Here is a 26,251-nt window from a genome sequence, read left to right on the forward strand (position 1 = left end):
AGAACGTGCTCATTTATAGCACGTTCTTCATTTGATTCACAGAATGATGCTCGACGATGACACCTTCTACCGGCACCGTCAGCACATCTACTTCACAATGCGGGAAATTTTGGGCAAGCTGTTCTTTCAACGCTTCTCCCTTCCCTTTTTCCACTAAGGTCAAAATGGTCGGCCCAGCACCGCTTAATGCTGTTCCATACGCGCCTTTTAATGAAGCAACGTGCTCCACCTTTGATAGCTCTGGGACAAGCATCGTACGGTATGGCTGATGAAATAAATCTTTATTCATCATTTCCCCTACAAGCGGCCAGTTCTGCGTCATTAAGGCGGCGACAAGGACGTTACTCACTGCACTCGCGCTCACGGCCTGTTTATAGGAAAAATCCTCTGGCAGGACATCACGGGCATCCTTTGTGAGTACTTCATAAAAAGGAATCACGACGACGACATCTACATCCACATGCTGCACTTTAACGGCATGTGTCTTGTCTTCTTCATGAAGACCGATGAGTAAACCACCGAATAAAGAGGCACCCGCATTATCTGGATGACCTTCTACCTCACTTGCAAAAAAGAGCTTCTGATCATCGGTCATCTTTAATTCAAGCAGCTGATTGGCGAGCTCAATAGCGGCGACAATGGCAGCAGCGCTGCTGCCCAGCCCCCTTGCTAATGGAATATCACTCCACACTTTGACATGAACAGGCGGGAGTGTTTTTCCAAAGTCATCTGCGACCTTTTTAGCTGTTTGGTAGATCAGGTTATCGGTGCCTGATGGAATACCAGACACGACATCTGTTTCTGCTTCAAACAGCCAGCTATCATGGTCATAGACCGATAGCTTTAAATAGCGGCTGAGCGCCATTCCGACTGAGTCAAAGCCTGGTCCTAAGTTGGCAGTGCTTCCCGGTACTGTGATTGAAAAAAGCATGGAGGCGTTACTCATACGCGTGCGGCCTTTTCTAAATGTTCCAGAATTTGATCTTCATCTGCATCCAGTGTGACCGGTTTGATGTGCGAAATATCAATCGCCGTATTTGGATCTTTTAATCCGTTTCCTGTCAGTACAGCGACGACTTTACTGCCTGGCTTAATTTCTCCAGATTTCACTTGTTTGAGTACACCTGCAATTGATGCACAAGACCCTGGCTCTGCAAACACACCTTCTTCACGTGCGATCAATTGATAGGCATGAAGAATTTCTTCATCTGTCACTTCATCAATTTTCCCGTTCGATTCATCTGCCGCTGCTACAGCTTGCTTCCAGCTTGCAGGGTTTCCGATGCGAATGGCTGTTGCGACTGTTTCTGGCTGCTCAATGACTTCATTTCGAACGATGGCTGCAGCACCTTCTGCTTCAAAACCACGCATGACTGGCAGTCCAGTGCCTTTTTTCTCATGATATTCTTTGAAGCCTTTCCAGTACGCTGTAATATTCCCCGCATTCCCAACAGGAATCGCCAGTACGTCCGGTGCGGAGCCTAGCTGCTCACAGATTTCAAATGCCGCTGTTTTTTGTCCTTCAATTCGGTATGGATTGACGGAGTTAACAAGTGCGATCGGTGCTTTTTCACAGATGCTGCGGACAATTTTAAGTGCATCATCAAAGTTGCCGTCAATGGCAATGATCTCTGCTCCGTACATGACAGCCTGCGCCAGCTTACCGAAGGCAATTTTTCCATCTGGAATGATGACAATACATTTCATATCAGCGCGCGCCGCATAAGCTGCCGCTGCTGCAGACGTATTCCCTGTCGATGCACACATGATCGTATCATTACCTTCTTCTTTTGCCTTTGCGACGGCCATGACCATCCCGCGATCCTTAAAAGAACCTGTAGGGTTGACGCCTTCTGTTTTCACATGAAGTTCAATCCCAAGCTTTTCAGATAGCTTTGCGAGATGAATCAGCGGTGTGTTTCCTTCATTTAATGTTAGTTTAGGTGTTTGTTCGTTTACTGGTAAAAATTCTTGAAATTCTTCAATGAGTCCATTCCACTTCATCAGCTTAAACCGTTCCCTTCTACTCGATACGTGCTCTTCACTTGAACCACCACGTCGAGATCGTTTAATGTTTGCAGGATATTTGAGAAATCTTCTTCTGATGTCTGATGTGTAATAATCACAATTTCAGCCAGCTCATCATGCCCTTTGACAGGAAGCTGAAGGATCTTTTCAAAGCTGATGCCTCTTTCAGAAAAAATGGATGTAATGCGGGAGAAAGCTCCGACTTGATCTCTCACATGTATTCTTAAAAATTGCTGAGCAAATACTTCGGATGATGATTTGATTTTCTTCTCAAATTGCGGTGCAATAAATCCACTGCCATTCACACCAAGACGCATGTTTTTCATAACAGCGACTAAATCAGAGACAACAGCTGTTGCCGTTGGCAGGCTGCCTGCTCCAGGTCCGTAAAACATCGTTTCTCCGACAGCACTTCCGTAAACATAGACAGCATTAAATTCATTGTTGACGGAAGATAACGGGTGATGATCAGGAAGTAAAGTTGGCTGTACGCTGACCTCCACTTTCTCTCCGTCCCTTTGGGCAATTCCAATCAGCTTCATTGTATAGCCAAAACGTTTACTGAAATTAATGTCCTCATCCGAGATGTCCGAGATGCCTTTCACTTTCACATCCTCTAAGTCTACATTCATGGAAAAGCCGAGTCTTGCCAGGATGGCCATCTTTCTTGCCGCATCCAGTCCTTCTACATCCGCCGTCGGATCTGCTTCTGCAAAGCCAAGATCCTGCGCTTCTTTTAATACATCTTCATACGCGCTTTTATCGACATTCATTTTTGTTAAAATAAAGTTCGTTGTCCCGTTCACGATTCCCATCATTTTTGTGATGCGGTCAGAGGCTAAACCTTCCTCTAGTGTACGCAAAATCGGAATCCCACCTGCGACACTTGCTTCATAGTAAAGGTCACAGCCGTTTTCTTTTGCTACATGTAAAAGCTCTGTGCCATATAGCGCCATTAAATCCTTATTGGCTGTAATGACATGCTTCTTCTCATTTAATGCATCTATTAAATATTGTTTTGTCTCTTCAATGCCGCCCATCACTTCAATAATGACGTCGACCTCTGGATCTCGAATCACATCGTATACTTCAGTTGTGAAGACCTCTCTTGCCACATCCACATCTCTTTTTTTATCGGGATTGCTCACAAGCACTTTTTTTATTAATACCGGACAGCCGATTTGGTGCATTAATTTATCCTGATGATCTTGAATAATCTTAACGACACCGCTCCCCACTGTTCCTAATCCTAGTAGTCCAACTCGAATTGCCTTCACCTGAAATTCCACCTTTCTCCGTAAATGTCCTCTCTAAAAAGACATTTGTTAACCTAACACAGACATTCAATGTACACACATTATAAAGGGGTATCCTCATTTTGACAAGGTAATAAAATAAGAGAATATGAGAATGAAACCGCTTAACAGCTATTTATATCAAGATTCTATATTTTCAAAATATTTTTGTGAGAAAAGCTCCCGAAGCCGGGAAGCTTGAGATTACGCCTGAACTGGCGTTTTGGCTTGCTGATCTTGCAGGACAAGCGCAATATTTTCAGCACATAAATGCATCATGTTTTTTCTCGTTTCAACACTCGCACTTCCGATATGAGGAAGCACTGTCACATTTGGTAATGTCATTAACGGGTGATCCGGATTGACAGGCTCCCTGCTAAATACATCCAGACCTGCTCCTGCAATTTTTCCTGTCGTGACAGCATCATATAAAGCATCTTCGTCTACCGTCTGCCCTCTGGAAACGTTGATGAAGTAAGCCGTGTTCTTCATCTGCTCAAATGCTTTCTTATTAAACATTTCTTTCGTTTCAGGCGTTAAAGGCGTCAAACAAACGATGAAATCAGACTGCGTAAGCAGCTCATCAAATGCGGCATAGGTCACACCTAGCTGCGCTTCTGCTTCTGGCTTTCTTGAACGATTATGATAAAGAACATTCATATCAAAACCTTTTGCCCGCTTGGCAAGTGCGGTTCCAATACTGCCCATTCCGACAATCCCTAACGTTTTATGATGAACATCCGCACCGGCTAGAAGAAGCGGCCCCCAGCCTGTCCAGTTCCCATCCTTAATCCAATCACTCGCTTCGACAATTCGTCTTGCTGACGCCATCAAAAGCGCAAAGGCTAAATCAGCTGTCGATTCTGTTAAAACGTCCGGTGTATGACATACCGTGATCCCATGCTTTTTAGCTGCTTTTAGATCAATATTGTCATAGCCGACCGCGAGATTCGCGACCACTTTTAGATTTGGAGCATTTGATAAAAGTGCCTCATCTACTTGATCTGACAGCATCGTGAGCAGCCCATCTGCTTGAGCAGCTTGTTTTTCTAACTCTTCTCTTGGACACGGCTCATCCTCGCTCGTCCACATGTCAATATGAGCGACTTCTTTTAATGGTGTAAGTGTTGTTTCATCAAGCTTTCTTGTGATATAGACATACGGTTTCGTCAAGAAGAACACTCCTTTGATTGATTTCTTTAAGCATAACGAAAAACGCCTCAAGAGAAAAGAGACGTTTCGTCTGTTCACTGAAACTTCAAATCAGCGGATTGATGAATCCATCCAACAGAAGGAATGAGATGCCCACCGCTGCGCATGGCACTCAATTCTTGAAACACCTTGAGAAAATATTCGTAGCGGTTCGCATCATTTAAAACATAATCTAATCGTTCTTCATAATAAGATTTTTCATTTTCTCCTGACATATAATAACCTTCGACAATTTCAAAATAATGAAGCGGAAACAGAAGACGGCTGTACAGCAGACGCTTTGAAAATGATGAAAGAGGCGTAACCTGCTCATATTGCTGCAAAAAGGAAAATCCCTCTTCAATTAAATCCTCCTTATGCTGGACAAAGGTTTCTCTTAAATATTCTGCGATGTCTCTTGTTGGATGGTCAAATACCCAGTCAACAGGTAAACGAAGCGGCTGCTCATGTGGCCAGGTCATACGTGAAAAGCGCTGATGACAAACAGTACCTGAATCACATTCTTTTGGTTCATCATCAAGCTCTGTATCCACTAAATATTGAATGGCATTTTCCGTTAATCCAAGATAATACGGAAAGGATTCAATAAATTTCTTTTCAAATCGTTCAAGTGGTTTTTGATGCATTTGCTGCATCCAAAAGCCTTCCAGCTGGTCTAACCGTTTTGCCCATAATTCCTTCCAAGCTCCGACACGTTTTGTTTCAGACACCTCATAAGGAAACCCTCTCCCCCTGACATGAAAGGCCGCCAGCTCTGGTGCGTGCTGAAATGAGCGGCTTGTGACCCGCGGTGCTGCCTTTAATAGAGAGTACAGTTCTTTTCCATGGGTAAAAGTCGGTTTCTCTTCGTTTGTTAATTCAAACACGGCAACGTATGGGTCACCGTCATTCAGTAAATACTGACTGATATGATAAAGCTCTGTGAGTTCTTCTTCTCGCAAATGAGACACGGGAACAATGATGAAGAGAGCTTTCGCCGTTTGAAAGCTCTGATAACTGCCATATGGCATAAATTGACGCACATCAATACCAAATGTGTGATAAATGGTTTCTTTCATGATTTCACCTGCGTTCATAAAATCAGTCTCTTATCATATCGTAGTCGCAGGTTGAGGGATTTATGAATACTATTTACTATCCGAAGCTTTTTCACACGTTGTGGACAAATTACGAGGATTGGGTGAGGAACATGCCGCATCATCATGAGATGAACGAAGTAGAAAAAACAGCAAGACGCCGTTTACAAGAACGAGGCGTAACCATTCAAGATATAGCAGACCTTGTCTTCTTTTTACAGGAAAAATATCATCCTGGCTTAGACATGACAGAGTGCATCCACAATGTGGAACGTGTCATCGCAAAACGTGAAGTCCAAAATGCCATCTTAACAGGCGTTGAACTAGACGTTCTCGCTGAGCAAAAAAAGCTGACAGAACCGCTGCAATCCATTCTTGAAACAGATGAAAGTCTATATGGTGTGGATGAAATTTTATCCTTTGCCATCGTTAATATTTATGGCTCCATCGGCTTTACGAATTACGGATATATCGATAAAGAAAAACCAGGGATTCTTGGGAAACTCAACGATAAATCCACAGGCGAATGCCACACCTTTTTAGATGACATTGTCGGTGCTATTGCTGCGGCAGCATCAAGCAGACTGGCACATAGTGCGAGAAATGCAGAATAAAACAAAAAAGAGGACGTGCGTCTGACGCTTGTCCTCTTTTCATTAAGATAATCGTTCGATCCACTCAGATAATGAATCAATGACATAGGTTGGCTGTTTGTCATATTTCTGAAGTAGCTCTTTTGTCGTGACGCCTGTATGAACAAGCAGTGTATCCATCCCTGCGTTCATCCCTGCCATAATATCGGTATCATAGTTATCGCCCACCATGAGCGTCTCTGACACATCTGTCCCGAGCACCCGCATGGCCTGTTCCATAATGATAGACTCTGGCTTTCCGATAAATGTTGGCTGCACTGTTGTCGTAACCGTCAGCACAGATGTTAACGATCCATTTCCAGGTAACAGCCCTCTTTCTGTCGGAATGGCAATATCTCCATTTGTTGAAACAAATTGTGCACCTTGACGGATCGCAATGGCTCCTACCGCTAGTTTTTCATATGTAATGCTGCGGTCTATTCCAACGACAACGAAATCAGCGTCTTCTTGACCAAACGACAGGCCTTTTTCTTCGATGGCCTGCTGAATGCCTTCTTCTCCGATCACATACACCGAGGCATCTTTCTTTTGTTCTGCGATATAGTTTGCCGTTGCCATACTTGTTGTAAAGACTTGCTCTTCCGTTGCTGGGATATCGAATGAAACGAGTTTCTCTGCTACTTGCTTCGGTGTGCGCGAAGAGTTATTCGTGACAAACAAATAAGGGATGTTCAACTCATTTAACTTGTGAACAAATTGCCCCGCCTCTTCAATCTTTTCTGTTCCTTTATACATCGTCCCGTCTAAATCAATTAAATAGCCTTTGTATTTCATGCTGCTTACAACTCCAATGGTTTATTTAAACGCTGATACTGGTCCAAGCTCCTGCTCCAAGTAAGTGCGAATTCGATTCGGGAAGACTTGCAGCGCCTGTTCTACCTCACTGATGACCTGCAACAAATCTTGATGAACCACTTCTTGGTATTGCTGAACAAGTGTTTTACGACACGAGACCAGTTTTTTCAGGTGAGTGCCTTCTTCTGTTGGTACAACCTTTTCGTCCACAAGGATATCCATGATGTCATCATAGCTTCCTGGGTCCCGCATGATAAAGCCGTCAATCATATCATTTCCTGTATCAAGAATACATTCGACGAGCAAATGAACAATTCGTTCCAGCGCTTTTTTTTCTAAAGGACTTGACCATGTTTGATGGCTGCGCATCAAATCATATTGCTCCTCAAAAAAACGTAATGTCTCTTCAATCTTCTTTCTGTCTACGAAATACATCATGACGCTCCCCTTTGCGTTATTTTCTAATCCGCTTTAAGACAAAATAGGCACAGCCAAAATTACAGTATTCATAAATGTATTCATCGAGTGTACTGATTTTTGTATCGAATGTGGCCTTTTGGTTTTGGTCATCAAAAAACCCCTTCAGCCTAAGCTGGTTATAGCCCCAATCCCCCACAATATAATCATACTTATTTAAAATATCTGAGTACCTTGCTTTAAACGCTTCCTCATCAAAGCCGTCTTTGATATCTCTTACAAGATCAAAGGTAGCATTCTGAATGACGATCATCTTCTCACCTCTTTTTAAACGATCCATCTTTAATGATAATTCATTGGAACAACTCCATCAATTGCTAAAGCATGTTTTTTCCGATTTAGCCGAAGCTAAAGAAAAAAGGAGGTCACATTTATGATGAAACAACTGACAGCCACTATTCTCCTATGCATGCTTTTAGGCGGATGCGGCTTTCAATCAGGAATGAACCGGCAAGTGGATGAAGACTCTTCCAGCAAGACAATTCGCCTGTCTGATCGTCATGAAGGAAATAATTCCAACATGCCAGAAGCAGATACGAATCGAGCAGGCTATGTTCGTTATCAGCGCCAGCAAGTAACCGATCAAAAGGAAAGAACCCCTGCTTTAAATCGTGAGCACCTTGCCCACGTGATTACAAGTTTAGCCATCCAGCTGCCAAATATAAAGGATGCAGCAACACTTGTCACAGACGAGGATGCCCTCATTGTGTATCGAACAGGCAACAAAAACCGAGATGAATCAGCCGATCAAGTGAAAAAAACAGCGGTTTCTGTTCTCCCTCGTTATTATCATGTGTACGTCTCTGATAACCCAGAGCACTTTCAATCCATTGCCAATTTTTCACGTCTTCAAACCAATTCACGTGATTTTGATCAAATTTTAACGAAAACGATTCAACAAATGAAATACTCTCCTCAAGGCGGAGATATTTCAACGAAAGAAGATGCCAATGGCATGACGAATTCCGATCGGACCATGAGACGAAACACACCTTACGGCCAAAATTAACACGAGAAAAAACGCCAGAGAGCTCTGGCGTTTTCTTTGTTATGCTTGCGCCTGACGCTTCTTAGACGCTTCGTTTACTTGTTCGTCTGCATGGTAAGAAGAACGGACAAGCGGTCCAGCTTCACAGTGGCTAAAGCCTTTTGACATGGCAATTTCCTTCAGCTCTGCAAACTCATCTGGATGGTAGTATTTTTGCACTTTCAAATGCTTTTTCGAAGGTTGTAAATACTGACCAATTGCCATGATGTCGACGTTATTAGCAAGAAGATCATCCATAACTTCAATGATTTCTTCCTTCGTTTCACCAAGTCCAATCATAATGCTTGATTTCGTTGGAATGTCAGGCTGCATTTCTTTTGCACGACGCAAGAATTCCAATGAACGATCGTATGTAGCCCGTGCACGAACTCTTGGTGTTAACCTGCGTACTGTTTCAATATTGTGATTTAAAATATCAGGGCGTGTATCCATTAACGTTTTCAAATTATCATAATTGCCACCCATGTCTGAAGGGAGAACTTCAATTGTTGTGAATGGACTTTTTCTTCTAATGGCACGAACAGTTTCAGCAAATACACCTGCTCCGCCATCTTTTTGGTCATCCCTTGCAACCGCTGTTATAACAGCGTGCTTTAAATTCATCAAAGCCACTGAATCTGCCACGCGTTCTGGCTCTTGCAAGTCTAACTCAGTAGGAAGTCCGGTTTTCACCGCACAGAAACGGCATGCGCGCGTACAAACAGATCCGAGGATCATAAATGTAGCAGTTCTTCTCACTGCCCAGCATTCGTGAATATTCGGACATTTCGCTTCCTCACAAACGGTATGCAGGTTGTTTTCCCGCATCATTTTTTTCAAACCGGTATAGTTTTCATTCGTATTCAGCTTAATTTTAAGCCAGTCCGGTTTTCTTACGTGCTCTTCCTTCTTTGCCAATTCCATCATCTCCATATGAATTCGTTAAAGGTGCATATACAATCATCTTCCTGCTATATACGATGGATGCAGCTATTGCCGCAAAAAATTGAATCTTCGGCCTAAGGCCTTTTCTTTAGACACTTTAACATAGTACAGATTGAACAACAAGGGAATGAGCTGCAAAAATACCCAAAAGCCTCCTAAAATAACAGAAGAAAATTACTAACATTTTCTTCTTATGAAATAACGTGATCAAACCACACTAAACGGTAGAAGAGATGTTCGAAGAAAGGAGATGGACGTTTGTGAAAGTGGTTTTAGCGATCATCATCGCTCTTTCAATGATTCCCGCACCAGTCCATGCACAAGGGGCAAACAAACAGCCTGATGAATTAAAACAGCGAATGGCACTGTATGAAAAGATCGCCATCACCACACAGGTTCCGTGGTATGTACTTGCTGCGGTTGATCAGTATGAACACAATATACGCAAAAGCAGAAGAGATTTACCAAAACAAACAGGTGTGATTGGCATCTACATTCCCCGGGAAATGTGGATAGGACCAGAAAATCCAAATAAGCAAGATACCTCACCATTAAGCATTAAAGTGTTCGACGGTATTGGGCTTGATGGAAATGGGGATGGAAAAGCGGAAATCGATAACGATGAAGATGTCCTGTTCACGTTTGCTCAATACTTGCTTCATTACGGCAGCAGCATCGACCAATTAAAAATCGCGCTGTGGGATTATTACGGACGTGATCAAACCGTTGGAATCATTTCATCTTTTATGAAGCTCTATAAGCATTACGGCCATCTTGACCTTGGAAAGCATGCGTTTCCTCTTCCGGTTGGCGCTGACTACAGCTACAGGAGTACATGGGGTGATGCGAGAGGCTTTGGAGGCAGAAGAATTCATGAGGGCACTGATCTTTTTGCTCATTACGGTCTTCCTGTTCGTGCGACATCGTACGGCGTGATTGAAATGAAAGGCTGGAATCGCTTTGGCGGCTGGCGGATCGGCATTCGAGATATTCATAATCATTATCATTATTTTGCCCACTTAAATGGCTTTGCAAAAGGACTCAAAGCTGGGCAGATTGTAGAACCTGGTCAAGTCATCGGATCAGTCGGAAGCTCCGGTTACGGTCCACCTGGCACAGCAGGAAAATTCCCGCCACACCTTCATTATGGCATGTATAAAGACAATGGACGAACTGAATGGTCGTTTGATCCTTACCCTCATTTAAGGGCATGGGAAAGAGCCGAGCGGAAACGTCGATAAATAAAAGGAGAAGTTTAGCGATACCGCTTGCTTCTCCTTTTAATATGTATCAACATTTCCTTGTCTACTGTTACTGCTTATGCTTCTCTTTCAATCCTAATACTAAAAAAAGAATACCCATGATGAAAAAAAGGAGGTACACAACTGTTACTTCAAGTGGAATCATGTCAAGCATCCCTCTAAATAAGTCGACACTCAAACTGTCACTCCCAGCTAATAATATCGATGCTGACATATATTTAGCACTAAATACAATGGCAAATACTAAAAAACAAAATCCGCTTACATGAATTTTCTTCATATCATTCAAATCCTCCTCTCACTTTCATAACAGACGATCGTAAAAAATCAGCCTTCAGGATAGCTACACTATCCAAAAAAGGAAAACAATGAACATTTATCATGGCACGTGATTCGTATGGAATCAAGTGGTTAATTAGGATAAGATGAACAGATCACATAAAAAAGTCTAAGCATCGCAGCCAATGAATAATTACTTCACAAAGAGTTAGGGGGGCTGTTTTTTGAAAAGAGGAATGACCTTTACCATTCCAAATGAATACGGAGTCTTCCTTGGAGAAGTGCTAAAACCGATCGACATCACCAAATTCAGCTGGCGAATCGATACCGAAGACTCGAATATACTAGTTGATGGCGAAAAAGATGAAGAACTTTTTCCTGAAGATAAAACAGAAATGGACGGTATAGAACTCAAACACCTCATTGAAAACAAGACGTATTATATGATTTTCGCCGATTTACAAGCATATCCAAAAGGGACATTGTCTCATATTAAGACCTATGAAGAATTTATTGAAAGCCAATGCGAGCTTGTTCTTTTAGTAGCCGATTGCTCCTATGTCACGATCTATTGCAAAAATAAGGGAACACTCGAATGGCTATACAAGAATGCAGTTGAATGTGGATTTGAAGACGTGACCTATATCACCGATGAAAATGATACAAGGACAAGACTGTCTGTTTCGTAACAACAAAACGTTCATCACAAAAACACTATATGCAATCACAGCATATGAAAAAAACAGCCCAATTCGTCCATTGGGCTGTTATTCTTTCTTCTCCTTTTTCTCCGGCAGAACAATCGATGGAGCGCCTGAATTTGTTCCGCTGCCATTATAATAATCTGGGACGTCTCCTTGAACGGCTTGGATGGAGACAGGCACGGAATTTTTGACGACGATGGTTTCTGAGGCGAATGGGATGATGACTCTCACCTTCACCTCAATGAGCACACTAATATCAATCAAGGCATTGTTAATGCCATATGGCTTGATGTTTTTTTCAACGTCTGTATGCGGGTCACCAATGACACTAAATCGTACAGGTACTTTTGGTCCTAGGTTGGCGATAAGTGCATTTCCGGACGCTTGCCCAAGCGGAATGTTATATATAATGCCGTCATGTCCATCTGTTTGATCCTTTAATGCTTCTTTTGCCTCTTTTTGAAAATTCCCCTTTTCAATGTCCTCTAGATTTTTTTGAAGGTGACGTGACAGGTCAGCCATTGCTTTCGATGTTGCTTGCGCATTGAAGTCGATAGTTGTCACTTTTCCGTTCTCACTTGTATTCATCACAACCATATCTTTCATATTCTCCTGATCATCTGCAAAATCCTGAACAGAATATTGGATGAGATGATTGGCGATTCGTTCTGTTTCTAGTTCAGCAATGTGAATCAACGTTGGTTTAATGGAACGATTGATGAAGAATAGGCTAATGACAGTTGAGAGCACAAAAAATAATATGGCAAGCAGCATGACATAACGAAATGGCAGAGGGCCCTTTTTATAGGGGCGATAACGGCGGTTTAATCTCAATAAAAAATCCCCCCTTCTCCATTACAAGTGTATGCAGACAGGCGGGGGGATAGGAATCATCTGTTCATTTTATTTCACCATTTTTAATAATGCATCTCTTCCAATTGTGCCAGCATGAATGCCGAGCGACTCAGCGGCATATGTCACAGATTCTAAAGGTGCATCCAGCAATTGCTCGATGGTTCTTACACCGACTGCTCTTCCTGCGATGATTCCTCTATCTGCAAGCTTTTCATTTAGGAGCCCGACATCAAGTGCACCGCACATAATATAACCATGCTCATTTGTCACTGCCATGAAATTGGTCTTTGGCAGTTTGACGGTGACGGCTGTAAAGGAATGGCCATCAATTGTAATAGGTGTTAAATTCACCATATCCCTTCACTCCCTTCAACACAATCTATGTGAAGGGAGGGCAAGTGTTGTTAGGCTGGAGCGGATTTCACTTTGCGTCCTTCAATCGCCAGCTCAGGACATCACGTAAAAATTCCGGCATGAAATATTCAATGTGTTCATGGTCACGTATATGAGGAAAAAGAGAGCCAAGTGTATACATATCCACTGTGCCAACCGTATAGGAATCATCTTCTTTGACGAGTTGATCGTTTACATAGACCTCTTTTACTCGTTTGGTTTCGCCCTCTTCTAATGAATAAGTCAGACCGCTGTATAGCATTTTCCCCATCAGTTCGCCTCTAAAGCCAAAGCCTTTGATGCGTAGCTGTTCCATTTTTTCTTCACAGCCACGAGACACTGTTTCGATCAATTGCTTCCCAGTAAGTGTCACCCTGATTGGATTAATTGGATGCGGGCATATCCGGTGAATGTCCTCTCTTGTGACGATGCCAGCCTCTAATGAATCAAGCACCATCCCTGCATTCATCATGCCGATATCTGCCTCGCACCATTCTTTAATGGCATCTGTTAAAAGCTGCGGAAGCGGGGAGTCATCAAACCACTTTGTTTCGAGCTTTGATTCAATGGATGTCACTTTTTCCTGCATGAGTGACTTCGCTCTTCTTTCAGCTTTCTGTAAAGTCGTGATCGCTTCATCGGATTCACTGATCAGCTGGTCCACTGATTGCACCGTCGCTTTTTTCTCGATCAGCTCGCTACTCGCTGTATCAATGGTCAGCTCGACACAGCCAATATAATGCCCATACTTTTCAGCACATGCAAGAAGAACGCCATTATCCATCTCGCCCTGTTCTAAAAGATGATGCGTATGTGAGCCTAAGATGATGTCGATTTCCGGGAAGTCATGGGCTACCTCTCGATCATGGATGATGCCTAGATGGGAAAGAAGAACAATGACGTCGGCTTGTCCTTTCACTTCTTGCAGCATTTCCCGTATGCTCTCAAATGGGTCTGTAATGTCCCAGCCCAGCTTTTCATAGACAGGTGTATACGCAATGGTCACCCCTAAGACGGCGATTTTCAGTCCATTCTTCAATGTGATCACTTCATAAGGCTTTGCCCACGATGGTCTTTTGCCTTTTTCAAATAAATTAGATAAGATCACCGAAAATTGTGCGTCTTTGTACAATTGGTCGAGCTGCTCATGAGGCAACGTAATGCCTTCATTATTACCAATTGTGACTCCATCATAGCCAAGCTGATTGAGGAGTTTGACATTCACTTTTCCATAATCCGCTTCTGATACAAGGTTTACTCGATCCATATGATCGCCAATATCAAATAAGAGCATCTGATCGTGAACTTGACGCTTTTCTTCAATATAAGCTGCGATTTTTGGCCAATTTTCAAAGTGGCTGTGCAAGTCGTTTGTATGATATAACCATAGCTTCTGCAGCATGTTGATCTCTCCCTCAAGTTGTCACTGAACCGTCTCGTTCAAGTTGAAAGCCGCAGCTCTCGTTTAACTAAATAAATCTAACTGCTTCGGGGATAAGCTTGAATACGTCAAATCCAGCAAATCAATCATTTGCTGGCCATTCGTCGCCGCATCTCCGCCTGAGTTATTATTAAATACGACATATACATCTTTCGACTGCTGATGCAGGATGTCGAGGTTCTTTTTCCATTCCTTTAGTTCAGCTTCATTATATAAATATAAGTAACGAACTTCACGCCAGTTCTCATGATCTGCCGGGTGAAGCCAGCCTTGTTTATTTCTTCCGTGGAAACGGACCAATGTTTTGTCACGGTGTGTGGCTTTTATGACTGGCGGTATAGACCCTTCTCCGACTTGCGGTTCATCACAGACGGAATGAATCCACCCTTCTTTCTCCATAAAGGATAAGGTTTGTTCATAAAACTCGTCTGAAAACCAAGTACGGTTTCGGAATTCAAGTGCACAAGGAATATCCCCCATCTTCTCCTTACACCATCTTAAATAGTGGACGTGCTCCTTTTTGCAATCAAACCATGGTGGAAATTGAAACAGAACCATCGCCAGTTTCCCTGCTCGAATGAGAGGAGTCAGTGAAAGAATAAAGGCATCAAACATTTCTTCCTTTGAAGCAAACGGGATCTCGCCTCTTTGATGCCCGGTCATTCCTTGATATGCTTTCACGACAAATTGAAAGGCGTCTGGCGTATCTTTTATCCATTTTTCATGGTTGCGCTCAGGCTGAACAGCATAAAAGCTTGCATCCAGTTCCACAATGGGAAACGTTGATGCGTAGTGAAACAGCTTTTGAGAGCTGCCGATTTTCGGCGGGTACAGACTGTCATGATCTCCCCAGCCAGTTAATCCGATATAAATCATCTATCTCACCTCTTGCCACTTGCTTGTCTAAACGGATTTTCCCATTGAAAGTCTTTGTTTCTTGGGATACCCATCTTTCTGAAAGAAATTCTTCTGTCTACAACATATCATATTTACCCATTTTTCTGAATGAAGATGACTGATGTGACGTGATTTTGCTCTGCCATCTTTTTTTGTGATATTAAATGACAACTTTCTATCTAAATTGAATGGAGCTGATAACATAACATTTATATCAGAGACTTTGACAGCGATTGTCCATTTTTTTATTCATCTTCACCAAAGGCTTCAGCTCTAAAAAAGGAGAATGAGTGGATATGAACATTGTCGATCATCATGTTGAAGTATTGCAAAAAGTGGCCCAAAGAATTCATCAGCCTGTCTATTTGATCAATCAGTATGGACGTATTCTTTTCACCTCATCCCAAGGTATGACAAACCCAGATTGGATACAAATGCTCCGCTTGTTTCACAGTACGCAGCAGCATTATTTTTCTATGGTTCATTCAAAAGAAAGCGTTTCTGTTTTTCCTATCTATATAAACGAACAAGCTTATGATTATTTAGTCGTTCCCGCCTTCATTCATCCTCAAGACGATATGGAGCTACATTTGACCATTGTACAAGCTGTAAATGCCATGTCCATTTCACGTATCAAACAACATGCCATCAAGCAATCTACAGGGCGAGCCAAAAATGAATGGTTTCGCAAATGGATGGAGGGAACGATTTCCTCAGAGCAAGATGTCGCCTGCCTGGCACGCATGTTTGGATTAAACACAACGATTCCCTATATATGTATCGTCTGTCAACTTGATCAGAGCAGTCATTTCACTTGTTTCCTTAAGCAGCAAACCCTTGTAGATGATGTGTTTGCTTTACTTGAAAGCACCCTTTCGCACTGTCCATTTCCCGCCTTTCTTTTTGTCAAAGGAGATATCGGCATCTTCCTTATAGAAGAGACTGGCGGCTGGCTGGCAATGAACAAATCGATCTGCTCTTTTTTAAAACAAATGCAGATCCTTATTAAACAACATGTGAATGCCACCATTTCCTTTGGTGTGAGCTTAAGCGGTTATCTCATCACCGATCTGCCAAAAGGATTCAGTGAAGCTGTCCATGCTCTGCAATCAGGCCAGCTCTCATTAAGAGCTGAATATATTCAGTTCTATCAAGCAAAAGATGTGTCAGATTTACTGAAGCTCATCCCACCAAAAGATTTAACAACATTCTATGAGCAGTACCTCCACCCATTATATGAACAACCACAAGTCGATCCAAACCTTCTCCACACCTTATCTGTTTATGTCGAAACACATTGCCATATTTCAGAAACAGCCAAGCGTTTATCTGTTCATCGCAACACCGTGATATATCGACTGGAGAAATGTGAAGAACTGCTTCAGATCAGCCTAAAAGATCCTGACGCAACATTGCGCTTGCGCTTAGCTTTGCGTATTCAAAAGCACCTTTCATCCGATTCGGATTGAATCTTTTTTTCTTACGCCTCATATATTTTGGAGGAGAAATGTGAATGACAAGGAGTGGTGTCAAATGGATGAGGAGATTCGTCACATCCCGCAACCGATTCGAGACGATGGAGCCGGCGCAACCGATTTAGGCCCGCGAGACGTTCTGCGCGATATGGAGAACCCAGATATGTTCGTTCCCCCTAAAACGGATGCGGGGACGATTCCTAATTTAAAATTTTCATATTCTGATACACATATGCACTTGAATCATGGCGGCTGGTCGAGGGAAATTACCGAGCGAGAGCTGCCTGTATCAACAACTATTGCTGGTGTGAACATGCGGCTTACGCGCGGAGGTGTTCGTGAGCTTCATTGGCATAAGCAGGCGGAATGGGCGTATATGATTTTAGGTAAAGCCCGGATCACATCTGTAGATGCAGAAGGACGGAATATGATCGCTGATGTAGAAGAAGGAGACTTGTGGTATTTCCCGCCCGGTATTCCGCACTCCATTCAAGGTCTTGAGGATGGCTGTGAGTTTCTCCTTGTGTTTGATGATGGTGCTTTTTCTGAATTTGATACGTTCACCATCACAGACTGGTTTGCTCATACACCAAAAGACATTCTTTCTGCTAATTTCGGCGTGCCAATCAAGCTATTTGACCACATTCCACATAAACAACGCTATATGTTTCAAGGCTCTTCACCAGCATCCATTGAAAGCCAAACAGTCTCTGATCCATACGGCGGCATCAAACCGCCATTTACCCACCAGCTCCTTCGTCAAAAACCAATCGTGACCTCTGGTGGAACCGTGCGAATCGTCGACTCACGCAATTTTCCAGTATCGAAAACGATTGCTGCTGCACTTGTGGAGGTAAAACCTGGCGGGATGAGAGAAATGCATTGGCACCCGAATAATGATGAGTGGCAATACTATTTAACCGGTACAGCCAAAATGACGGTTTTTGGAGCAGGCGGGACAGCTCGCACCTTTAATTACAGAGCAGGTGATGTTGGTTATGTTCCTTTCGGAATGGGGCACTACATACAAAATATCGGACAAACGAGCCTTTGGTTTCTAGAAATGTTTAAAAGCGATCGATTTGCAGATATTTCATTGAACCAATGGATGGCCTTAATCCCTCCTCAATTAGTGAAGGAGCATTTGCATGTAGACGATGCATTGATTCATGCGTTGCATAAAGAAAAATCACCAGTCGTGAAGTATGAGCGATGACGAAAAAAACCGATCCATTTGTGCTGATCGGTTTTTTCTATGCTGTCTTTACGATACGGCATGGGAATGTTGCTGCACTTTTTTCGCCCATAAAATAGAAGCAATGAAACTCATACAAAGCACCAGCGTTCCAAACATAAAAGGCAGCTCAATATTCACATCAAATAAAATACCCGCAAGACTTGGCCCGACGATATTCGCAAGGCTCATAAAGGATGTATTGAGGCCGCCTGCTACCCCCTGCTGATTCCCTGCCATTTTAGAAAGTAATGTATTGAGAGCTGGACGAACAAACGAGGTGGCTGATAAAAATAAAATGGAGCCCGTAAAAATGAGCCAAAAGGAAGGAGCAAAGCGGCAGGCGATCAGCATAAACGCCGCAGCTAAAAGGGCATAACGGACGACACGCATTTCGCCAAATCGTTTCACAAAGGTATTTACTAAAGCACCTTGAACGATGACACCCGCAAGTCCAGCTACTGTAATGACAAATGCAATATCCTTCGGTGTAAAGCCATGTTTTTGGTCCACATATAAGCCAAAGATCGATTCAAAATGAATGATTCCGAAATTCAAAACAAAGGCCAAGATAAACAAAAAACCGTATGGTGTTTTTAAAGCTTGAATCATCTGCGTAAAAGGATTGAAATGAAGCTCTTTATTCAATCGTGCTTCTTCCTGCTTTTCCTTTGTTAAGGTTTCAGGTAAGAACAAGAAAGACAACAGCGTCGACAGGGCTGCAAAAGAACCAGCGATGAGGAAAGGAAAAGCAATTCCAAACTCAACCAAATAACCGCCCACACCCGGTCCAATGACAAAACCAAGTGTCATCGCAGCACTAAAAAGACCCATCCCTTTCCCTCGGTCCTTTTCACTTGTGATATCAGCAATGTAGGCAAACATGGCGGGCATCAGCAGCGCACCAGCAGCTCCGCCTAAAAATCGAGACACAAACAGCATCCAAAGCTGATCGGCAAATGCAAAAATAAATTGAGCTACCGTAAAGCCGGCAATCCCGGCAATAATCAATTTTCTGCGTCCAAATCGATCAGTCAGCGCTCCGGCGACGGGTGATAAGGCAAATTGTGTGAGGCCAGTTGCAGCGACGAGAAAACCAAGTGTTTTCCCAGTTGCACCAAAGGCTTCAATATAACTTGGCATGACAGGAACGATCAGACCAAATCCAAGCATGGCAATAAAAATATTGAGCATCAAAATGTATAATCTGCCCATTTTTTTCATATCAAAACCTCTTTCTTCAAAATAAATGAAAATGATGACAAAAATGATAAGAACTTCTTCAGTATAGCGATATCGCTCTCTATAAGTCTAGTTTTTCAAAAAACAGCGTTTTTTCCCAAATAAAAAATACCCGCAGATGGCGAGTATTTTGAGTATCCCTTTTTTATTCAGCTTGTTCATAGATGGAGAGAGCCGCCTGCAACCCAGCGCCACAATTGATGGCTGCGCCGTATTTCATCAAGATGGCTTCAAGGCCTGCTAAAACAAATAGAATATTTTCCTTTCGGCAGCTATAGCCCATTGAGCCAATTCTCCATATCCGTCCTGCAAGCGGCCCAAATGAACTCGCAATTTCAATTCCAAAATGATGAAGAAGATCAGCCCGGACCGCTTCTCCGTCGATATCACTTGGAATGACGATACACGTCACGACTGGCATTTTGCAGTCTGGATCACCAAATAATTCGAGCCCCATCGCTTCAAGGCCTGCCATTAAAGCCTTTTCATGAAACAAGTGGCGCTGAAAACGTTCCTTCAGGCCTTCTTCCAGCACAAGACGAACCCCTTCTCTCAGTGCATAAAGCATCGTCGTCGCTTCTGTATGATGATTTAACCGCCTCGGGCTCCAATAATCTTGCAGCTGGCTTAGATCAAAGTAATTGCTTTTGATTGGAGAAATGTCTACCTGTTTCTGCAGTTCGTCCTGTGTTGCAATCCCTTTTTCGACTTTCTTTCTCGATTGTACGACGTCTGCCACCCGATCATTATATGTGATCGGTGACATCCCTGATGGAACAGACAAGCATTTCTGCGAGCCCCCAATTGCCGCATCAATTTTCCATTCGTCAACCTTGACCTCGACACCACCAATTGTCGCCACAGCGTCTACAATAAAAAGCGCATCAAGCGCTCGGCATGCTTCTCCAATTTTCTCAAGCGGCTGTAATCTTCCGGTAGATGTTTCACCGTGAACCATCGCAACAATTTTCGGCTTGACTTGATGCATCTCTGCGATGATGTCGTCTTGCTTAAAAACCGTTCCCCATTCACATTCCATTGTATGTACCTCAGCACCATAGCGCTGTCCAATTTCAATCAGCAAATGACCGAAGCGTCCAAAGACCGGAACGAGCATGACATCTCCGGGCTCGATCACACTGGCAAGCACAGCTTCAAGTCCTGAGCGGGACGTCCCATCAATTGGATAAGCCCATTCATTTTCTGTTTGAAAAAGTGATCGTAATAAGGTCATCGTTTCATTCATGATCTCTGTAAATGCAGGATCAAATTGACCAAGAATTGGTGTACTCATCACCCGAAGGACTCTCGGATCTACTTCGACAGGTCCTGGTGTCATAATGGTTCTAGTAGGTGTGTGTAGTTCTTTCACGTTATCCATCCTCTCCCTTGCTGTGTCCATCCTTATATGCCCACTTATACAGCAATGCTGATAAAATAGCAATCTCTTTTCTTACGAATTGATTACATAAAATTTACGATAAATCCATTTATTACTTTATGGCAATATGATAGAACTAAAGAGTATACATTCCCTATGAAGGAGGAAATAGAATGAAAAGATCTTTATTTGGAACTGTGGCCGCCGGAATCATGATTTTCGGTACATTTGCCGCTCCGCTGCCTCCCGCTGCAAATGCTCAAGGCTTTACTCTGAATGAACCTAGTCAAACCATCACCTTTTCCCCGTTACAGCTTCAAACCGAAACATCTGCTCAACAAGTGAAAACAACCGCTTCAAGTCAAATTGATTCCTATTACCAATCTGCTGCTGGCAAATCTGGTCCTGCTCTTAAGAAAGCATTACACGATATTATTGATGATCATACACAGCTATCCTACAGCCAGGTTTGGGATGCATTAAAGAAAACAGATGAAGATCCAAAAAATCCAAGCAATGTGCTCTTGCTCTATAGCGGTATCTCCAGGTCAAAGCAAGCAAATGGAGGAAACGTGGGACAGTGGAACCGGGAGCATGTGTGGGCTAAATCTCACGGCAATTTTGGGACGAGCCAGGGACCTGGTACAGATCTCCATCACCTTCGGGCAACAGACGTACAAACGAATAGCACACGAGGAAATTTAGATTTTGATATAGGCGGAAATGAATACAAGGGAGCGCCGGGCAACTTCTACGACAACGACTCATTTGAACCTCATAGCCGGGTGAAAGGAGATGTAGCAAGAATGCTCTTTTATATGGCCGTCCGATATGAAGGCGATGACCGCTTCCCAGATTTAGAATTAAACAACAAAGTGAATAATGGAAGCGCCCCTCTTCACGGCAAAATGTCTGTCCTATTAAAATGGCACAAGCAAGATCCAGTCGATCAAATCGAACGAAATCGTAACGAAATCATCTATCAAACGTACCAACACAATCGCAATCCTTTTATTGATCACCCTGAATGGGTAAGCGATATTTGGGAATAAAAAAGAGAGGCACTGCTATGAACAAGCAGTGCCTCTTCCCATTACTACATCTATAAAAGATGATCATGCAACATCAAACACACTTCTCAACTTATAAAGATTCTGATCATTATGTTATGTTTATTCCCCCAATTTACTAATAATAATTCTTTCTACATTGCGATCTAAACAGAAAAATTCTATTTTGATATCATGCTTTGAATCCTTATAGCCTAAAATTTCATATCCCTGATCGTCATTTCTACGATAATAATTTTCACCTAAATAATCATAGATATCTTTTTTAGTTGAATGAATATTTATTGTGTTGTTTATATTACTTTGATTATTTTCTAAAGAGATTGCCACTATTTCTTTGCTACTATTCACTTTAAAATAATTTGAATTTGAAGTTTTAATCCACTCGTTTTCACTATAGTTTCTCTTTATTAATCCCAACTTCAATTCTCCTACCTTTAATTCAGTAAGATTTGTACTTTTTACTTTAAGAAAAGAGATGTGGTTTTTAAGTGGTTGAATGAAGAACAAGCCAATGATGATGATGAAAATAAAGATGATATATATGATAATTTTTTTCATATCAGTTCCTTCCATAAATGATGATATAATGAAACAATATAACATAAATATCATATTTAAATTTACACATAAATATTTAAGAAAAATCTAATCTAATAAAAAAACACCTTGCATAAGGTGTTTTTTACTTTAGCGGACAGACGAGACAATAATCAAGACTCTCTGATTTCTTCTCAAGCTTATAATACATACAGCAAGTCTTTCGATTTGATGTGTCTAGCAAACTTTCATCTAAATTTAAGCTGTGCTGGAAAGGATTTTGCTTCGCTCCGAAAAGATCACCCGACGCCTTCTTCAGAAACAAATAATCCTCCCGTATGCGCTCTTTCATTTTAGGCTCTTCCGTTTCTCGCATCATGCTACGGTAAAGAGAATTGATACGTACCGCTACATTTTCCCATAAAATTGAATACGGAAGTCTTGAAGTACGTTTCAATACATCTAAAAGAGGTGTGACACACTGCGTAAATAGCATGCGGACGACCTGCTCTCTCCACTCATGACGATCTCCTTCTGACTGAACAAATGAACAGAGCGTTTCATCTAGCTCAATTTTACGATCTTCTCTAAAGACACACGCCTCTGGTGAAAACCGATAGACAGCATCATACATCGTCATCAAGTACAAAGTAGAACTAACAGCTAAATAGGCATAGCGCTTTGAAAACATGGATGCCGCCACTGCTATATTCGGGGCATGCATCGCTTCCTTTTCAGCTTCTAATAAACGTCTGATAGATGCTTCTGAAACAAGCGCAGCAAGTGTGCGATCAGATGTCATTGGTCCATTTGTGATGTGTACCCCGAAATCAAGTAATTCTCTCTCAACCCACTCTGGCCTCATATCAAAACCCCCATCTTTCGTTTAGCGATTTCGCTGTTGATATAACAAATAAATAAAGAACGGTGCACCAATTGCCGCCGTAAAAACGCCTGCCGGAACATCTAACGGAAGAAAAGCCGTTCTCGCAACTAAGTCTGCCAGCATCACGAGAATACTTCCAACAAGCGCAGATGCTGGAACAAGCGCAATAAAGGAACGACCGATGATCATCCTTGCCACATGCGGCGCCATCAGTCCAACAAATTCAATACCACCTGCGAATGCAACGGCAATACCGGCTAATGTCACACTCATCAGCAGAAAGAATAACCGCTTCGCCTGAACCTTGACTCCGAGACCTGTTGCAAGATCATCTCCAAGCTCCTTCACATTCATCGTTCTTGCCAGCACCATGACAATCGGTAAAATCATCAATACCCAAGGAAGCATTGCGGTGACGTCCTTCATTGTAGAACCATATAAACTACCCGTCAGCCAGATGTATGACTTGGTCGTGGTCATCGTATCGCTGAGCACAAGAGTAAACGTCACACACGCCTTCATAATGGCGGAAATCCCAATCCCCATCAAGACGAGCGTGATCGGCTTGACGCCTTTTTTCCATGAAAGCAAATAAATCAGGCATGATACCGCAAAAGCGCCTGCAATGGCCCACAACGACTGATAAGCAATAGGCACAGTGCCCATCCAAAAGACGATGAACATAATGGCGCCAAACGACGCACCGCTCGTAATTCCTATGATGTCAGGCGATGCAAGCGGATTTCGAATAAGACCTTGTAAAATAAGCCCCGATACCGCAAGTGCCGCTCCCACTAAAACCGCAAGCAGGGTCCTTGGAATCCTCAGCGTATTTAATACAAACGTATTTCCCTCGCCTTGTCCGAAGATATGCAGCAGCACATCCGTAGGCGGAATAAAACGGCTGCCCATACAAAGGCTCAGAATAAATAAACCAAAGGCAATGCCTGTCAATAATAGTAAAATCAAAAACGTCCGCTTTGAAAATTGAAATGAAATGCGTCCGCCCTTTGAACGCACTGTATATGTTTTAGCCACCTGTCTTCAACCCCTTGCGCACGAGATAAACAAATAGAGGCGCTCCTGCTACCGCCGTCATGACACCAATCGGTACTTCTTGCGGCATGATCAGAAAACGAGCAGCAAGGTCTGCGACAAGTAAAAGCGACGCCCCTACAACGGCACAATACGGCAGTACCCAGCGGTGGTCAGGTCCAACGAGCTTTTTCACAATATGCGGCACAAGAAAACCAACAAATCCAATGGATCCTGCGACAGCGACGGAACCACCTGCTAAAAAGACGACGAGTACCCCCATCGTCATCTTCAAAAGAAGCGTACGCTGGCCAAGCCCTTTCGCAATATCATCACCCGATAAAAGGACATTGATCGAGCGGCCAAGAAGCAGCGCCACAACAGTCGCCCCTAGAATATAAGGCAACACAGGCAACAGCATATCTATACTTCTTCCTGACACTGAACCAGCCATCCAGAACAGGATGCTTTGAATGGACTGTTCATTCACGATTAAAAGTCCTTGAGTAAAGGACGCAAACAGAGCAGATATCGCAGCACCTGCGAGCACAATTTTGACCGGTGTCAGTCCGTCTCTTCCAATGGAGCCTAGAAGAAAGACGAGCATACCTGCAATGGCAGCGCCTAAAAAGGCCGTCCACATATAACCTGTTAACGACTCTGTAGAAAAGAAAACAATCGAAATCACAATAAAAAAGAGTCCACCTGCATTAATACCTAAAAGATCTGGTGCAGCCAGCGGATTTCTTGTCAATGCCTGCATGAGTGCACCTGAAATCGCTAGACTTGATCCAACGACCGTTGCAATTAAAGCTCTTGATAATCTGGATGTCATGACAATCACACTGTTTGGATCTGACTCATCGAACTGAAGAAACGCATGGATGGTGGCTTTGAGGGGAATAGAGGTTTGCCCAAGAGAAATACTGAGCATAAAAAAGACCAACATCAACACGATGAATCCAGCAAAAAGCAGTGCCTTGCTTGAATCCTTTTTTAATAAACTTCTCATCTGATTCCCGCTTTCAATCTGTTATGGAAAAAAGGAGAAAATGGTATGTTCACATTTTCTCCTCCGCTCTACTTATTGATCAATTCCTAGACGATCATAAATATCATCAAGCATCATGTTTGCAGCAATGATTCCGCCTGCCATGTTCCAAGTGATTTCATCCACTTTATGCACTTCTTTTGCTTTGACTGCGTCAAGCTGTTTCCATAAAGGATGACTTGTCCACTCTTTATATGTTTTTTCAGCAGCCTTGTCTTGTTCACCTATGAAATAGTAGATCACATCCGCATTCATTTGTGGAATGCTTTCCTTGTCTGTTAATTGGACAACATCTAGTTTTTTATCTTTAATATTCTTAGGCCCTTCAAATCCTAACTCTGTCAAAATCGAACCTGCAAATCCAGTTTGGTAGATTCGCGTATGATCCGCTCGGAAATTAACAACTGCGACATTCAATGGCCAGTTTTTAATGTCCTTTTTCGCCTTTTCTTTGAAATCAGCGACACGGTCATCCCACTTCGTCAGCAATTCTTTTGATTTATCTTGCTGATCTAGCGCTTCACCCATTAACTTTACTGTATCTTTAAAAGTATACACTGTGTCAGTTGCAACAGTTGGCGCGATTTCTTTCAGCTGATCAAATATTTCTTCGTGGCGAATCTTTGATGCAAAGATGACATCTGGCTTCAGCTTTTCAATTTCTTCTAAGTTTGGTTGTGTTTCCTGTCCAACAATTTTGACACCCTTTAAATCATCTCTTAAATATTTATACGTAGGTGCTTCAAGCCAAGATTCTACAACACCCACTGGTTTAATGCCCATAGCAACGGCTGCATCCGTTGCTCCTTGATACAACGTCACCACACGTTTAGGCGATCCTTTAATTTCAGTTGAACCGATAGCGCTTTCAATGGTTCTTGTTTTCTCATTACTATCTGACTTGCCTTCACTGCTATTACTGCCACAAGCCGCAAGTAATACGATGGAGAGCACAACTAATAGCGACCAAAAAGATTTTTTGAACATGTACCTCACCT

28 protein-coding genes are annotated in these 26,251 nt (G+C 42.6%); 7 read left to right on the plus strand and 21 right to left on the minus strand.

Annotated elements, in window-relative coordinates; genetic code table 11:
- Positions 1-13: 13 nt before the first annotated feature.
- From thrB to yutH, 5 genes are all read right to left on the minus strand, one after another.
- Entirely contained in the window at positions 14-946 is a 933-nt protein-coding gene (gene thrB / locus ID12_RS00765) for a homoserine kinase (RefSeq protein WP_017358917.1), read from the minus strand.
- Positions 943-2,004, minus strand: a complete 1,062-nt coding sequence (gene thrC / locus ID12_RS00770; protein ID WP_008346825.1) for a threonine synthase — start codon at positions 2,002-2,004, stop codon at positions 943-945. The genes thrB and thrC overlap by 4 nt, the downstream gene beginning before the upstream one ends.
- Complete coding sequence (locus tag ID12_RS00775) at positions 2,004-3,305, minus strand: homoserine dehydrogenase (protein WP_019743822.1); 1,302 nt, start codon at positions 3,303-3,305, stop codon at positions 2,004-2,006. Before ID12_RS00775 ends, thrC begins: the two co-directional genes overlap by 1 nt.
- Before the next feature lie 222 nt (positions 3,306-3,527).
- Positions 3,528-4,496, minus strand: a complete 969-nt coding sequence (locus tag ID12_RS00780) for a 2-hydroxyacid dehydrogenase (RefSeq protein WP_050826572.1) — start codon at positions 4,494-4,496, stop codon at positions 3,528-3,530.
- 74 nt (positions 4,497-4,570) lie between these two features.
- Positions 4,571-5,611, minus strand: a complete 1,041-nt coding sequence (gene yutH, locus ID12_RS00785) for a spore coat putative kinase YutH (RefSeq protein WP_050826573.1) — start codon at positions 5,609-5,611, stop codon at positions 4,571-4,573.
- 113 nt (positions 5,612-5,724) lie between these two features.
- Between yutH and ID12_RS00790 the strand changes: the two genes are divergently transcribed.
- The gene (locus ID12_RS00790; protein WP_029575457.1) at positions 5,725-6,225 is read left to right on the plus strand and encodes a phosphatidylglycerophosphatase A family protein; all 501 of its coding nucleotides are present in this window, start codon (positions 5,725-5,727) and stop codon (positions 6,223-6,225) included.
- Positions 6,226-6,267: 42 nt separating this feature from the next.
- Here ID12_RS00790 and ID12_RS00795 read toward each other — a convergent pair whose 3' ends face one another.
- Genes ID12_RS00795 through ID12_RS00805 form a run of 3 tightly spaced genes read right to left on the minus strand, consistent with a single transcriptional unit; the run spans position 6,268 to position 7,789 of the window.
- Positions 6,268-7,038: a TIGR01457 family HAD-type hydrolase gene (locus ID12_RS00795; protein WP_050826574.1), complete on the minus strand. Its 771-nt coding sequence runs from the start codon at positions 7,036-7,038 to the stop codon at positions 6,268-6,270.
- Between the two features lie 21 nt (positions 7,039-7,059).
- Positions 7,060-7,494, minus strand: coding sequence for a DUF86 domain-containing protein (locus tag ID12_RS00800; protein WP_050826575.1), 435 nt, complete (start codon positions 7,492-7,494; stop codon positions 7,060-7,062).
- A gap of 19 nt (positions 7,495-7,513) precedes the next feature.
- Positions 7,514-7,789: a YutD family protein gene (locus tag ID12_RS00805; RefSeq protein ID WP_003213192.1), complete on the minus strand. Its 276-nt coding sequence runs from the start codon at positions 7,787-7,789 to the stop codon at positions 7,514-7,516.
- A 120-nt stretch (positions 7,790-7,909) separates the two neighbouring features.
- Between ID12_RS00805 and ID12_RS00810 the strand changes: the two genes are divergently transcribed.
- Positions 7,910-8,545 carry a YhcN/YlaJ family sporulation lipoprotein gene (locus ID12_RS00810; RefSeq protein WP_008346841.1) on the plus strand — a complete coding sequence of 212 codons (636 nt, stop codon included), beginning with the start codon at positions 7,910-7,912 and terminating at the stop codon, positions 8,543-8,545.
- A gap of 39 nt (positions 8,546-8,584) precedes the next feature.
- On the opposite strand, the gene lipA is transcribed toward ID12_RS00810, so the two are convergent.
- A complete protein-coding gene (gene lipA / locus ID12_RS00815; RefSeq protein WP_008360456.1) occupies positions 8,585-9,481 on the minus strand; it encodes a lipoyl synthase in 897 nt (298 codons plus the stop codon).
- Between the two features lie 323 nt (positions 9,482-9,804).
- Here lipA and ID12_RS00820 point away from each other — a divergent pair, with 323 nt between their 5' ends.
- The gene (locus tag ID12_RS00820) at positions 9,805-10,749 is read left to right on the plus strand and encodes a M23 family metallopeptidase (RefSeq protein ID WP_231583249.1); all 945 of its coding nucleotides are present in this window, start codon (positions 9,805-9,807) and stop codon (positions 10,747-10,749) included.
- Positions 10,750-10,819: 70 nt separating this feature from the next.
- Here ID12_RS00820 and ID12_RS00825 read toward each other — a convergent pair whose 3' ends face one another.
- A complete protein-coding gene (locus tag ID12_RS00825) occupies positions 10,820-11,050 on the minus strand; it encodes a hypothetical protein (RefSeq protein ID WP_050826576.1) in 231 nt (76 codons plus the stop codon).
- A gap of 223 nt (positions 11,051-11,273) precedes the next feature.
- On the opposite strand from ID12_RS00825, the gene ID12_RS00830 reads away from it, so the two are divergent.
- Positions 11,274-11,738, plus strand: coding sequence for a DUF2691 family protein (locus ID12_RS00830; protein WP_050826577.1), 465 nt, complete (start codon positions 11,274-11,276; stop codon positions 11,736-11,738).
- A 78-nt stretch (positions 11,739-11,816) separates the two neighbouring features.
- On the opposite strand, the gene yunB is transcribed toward ID12_RS00830, so the two are convergent.
- The 4 genes from yunB to ID12_RS00850 form a co-directional block, all read right to left on the minus strand.
- Complete coding sequence (yunB, locus tag ID12_RS00835; RefSeq protein WP_007500406.1) at positions 11,817-12,587, minus strand: sporulation protein YunB; 771 nt, start codon at positions 12,585-12,587, stop codon at positions 11,817-11,819.
- 69 nt (positions 12,588-12,656) lie between these two features.
- Positions 12,657-12,962: a YunC family protein gene (locus tag ID12_RS00840; protein ID WP_007500404.1), complete on the minus strand. Its 306-nt coding sequence runs from the start codon at positions 12,960-12,962 to the stop codon at positions 12,657-12,659.
- Positions 12,963-13,029: 67 nt separating this feature from the next.
- Positions 13,030-14,403, minus strand: a complete 1,374-nt coding sequence (locus tag ID12_RS00845; protein WP_050826578.1) for a bifunctional metallophosphatase/5'-nucleotidase — start codon at positions 14,401-14,403, stop codon at positions 13,030-13,032.
- Between the two features lie 63 nt (positions 14,404-14,466).
- Positions 14,467-15,318: a DUF72 domain-containing protein gene (locus tag ID12_RS00850; RefSeq protein ID WP_050826579.1), complete on the minus strand. Its 852-nt coding sequence runs from the start codon at positions 15,316-15,318 to the stop codon at positions 14,467-14,469.
- 317 nt (positions 15,319-15,635) lie between these two features.
- Between ID12_RS00850 and ID12_RS00855 the strand changes: the two genes are divergently transcribed.
- A complete protein-coding gene (locus ID12_RS00855) occupies positions 15,636-16,808 on the plus strand; it encodes a PucR family transcriptional regulator (RefSeq protein ID WP_050826580.1) in 1,173 nt (390 codons plus the stop codon).
- A gap of 64 nt (positions 16,809-16,872) precedes the next feature.
- Positions 16,873-18,030: an oxalate decarboxylase family bicupin gene (locus ID12_RS00860; protein ID WP_050826581.1), complete on the plus strand. Its 1,158-nt coding sequence runs from the start codon at positions 16,873-16,875 to the stop codon at positions 18,028-18,030.
- 48 nt (positions 18,031-18,078) lie between these two features.
- On the opposite strand, the gene ID12_RS00865 is transcribed toward ID12_RS00860, so the two are convergent.
- Both ID12_RS00865 and ID12_RS00870 read right to left on the minus strand, forming a co-directional pair.
- Entirely contained in the window at positions 18,079-19,272 is a 1,194-nt protein-coding gene (locus tag ID12_RS00865) for an MFS transporter (protein ID WP_050826582.1), read from the minus strand.
- Positions 19,273-19,435: 163 nt separating this feature from the next.
- The gene (locus ID12_RS00870; protein WP_050827627.1) at positions 19,436-20,671 is read right to left on the minus strand and encodes a pyridoxal-phosphate-dependent aminotransferase family protein; all 1,236 of its coding nucleotides are present in this window, start codon (positions 20,669-20,671) and stop codon (positions 19,436-19,438) included.
- 173 nt (positions 20,672-20,844) lie between these two features.
- Here ID12_RS00870 and ID12_RS00875 point away from each other — a divergent pair, with 173 nt between their 5' ends.
- Positions 20,845-21,723, plus strand: a complete 879-nt coding sequence (locus tag ID12_RS00875) for an endonuclease I family protein (RefSeq protein WP_048002229.1) — start codon at positions 20,845-20,847, stop codon at positions 21,721-21,723.
- Between the two features lie 120 nt (positions 21,724-21,843).
- Here the strand turns inward: ID12_RS00875 and ID12_RS00880 are convergent, their stop codons facing one another.
- The 5 genes from ID12_RS00880 to ID12_RS00900 all read right to left on the minus strand — a co-directional run bounded on the left by ID12_RS00880 (position 21,844) and on the right by ID12_RS00900 (position 26,240).
- The gene (locus ID12_RS00880) at positions 21,844-22,302 is read right to left on the minus strand and encodes a hypothetical protein (RefSeq protein WP_050826583.1); all 459 of its coding nucleotides are present in this window, start codon (positions 22,300-22,302) and stop codon (positions 21,844-21,846) included.
- 124 nt (positions 22,303-22,426) lie between these two features.
- Positions 22,427-23,146 carry an IucA/IucC family C-terminal-domain containing protein gene (locus tag ID12_RS00885; protein ID WP_050826584.1) on the minus strand — a complete coding sequence of 240 codons (720 nt, stop codon included), beginning with the start codon at positions 23,144-23,146 and terminating at the stop codon, positions 22,427-22,429.
- A gap of 21 nt (positions 23,147-23,167) precedes the next feature.
- A complete protein-coding gene (locus tag ID12_RS00890) occupies positions 23,168-24,205 on the minus strand; it encodes a FecCD family ABC transporter permease (protein ID WP_039963820.1) in 1,038 nt (345 codons plus the stop codon).
- Entirely contained in the window at positions 24,198-25,214 is a 1,017-nt protein-coding gene (locus tag ID12_RS00895) for a FecCD family ABC transporter permease (protein ID WP_048002542.1), read from the minus strand. The genes ID12_RS00890 and ID12_RS00895 overlap by 8 nt, the downstream gene beginning before the upstream one ends.
- A gap of 72 nt (positions 25,215-25,286) precedes the next feature.
- On the minus strand, positions 25,287-26,240 hold the full coding sequence (locus tag ID12_RS00900) for an ABC transporter substrate-binding protein (RefSeq protein ID WP_050826585.1): 954 nt from the start codon (positions 26,238-26,240) through the stop codon (positions 25,287-25,289).
- Positions 26,241-26,251 lie beyond the last annotated feature (11 nt).

Source organism: Bacillus altitudinis (assembly GCF_001191605.1).
Lineage (GTDB): Bacteria > Bacillota > Bacilli > Bacillales > Bacillaceae > Bacillus > Bacillus altitudinis.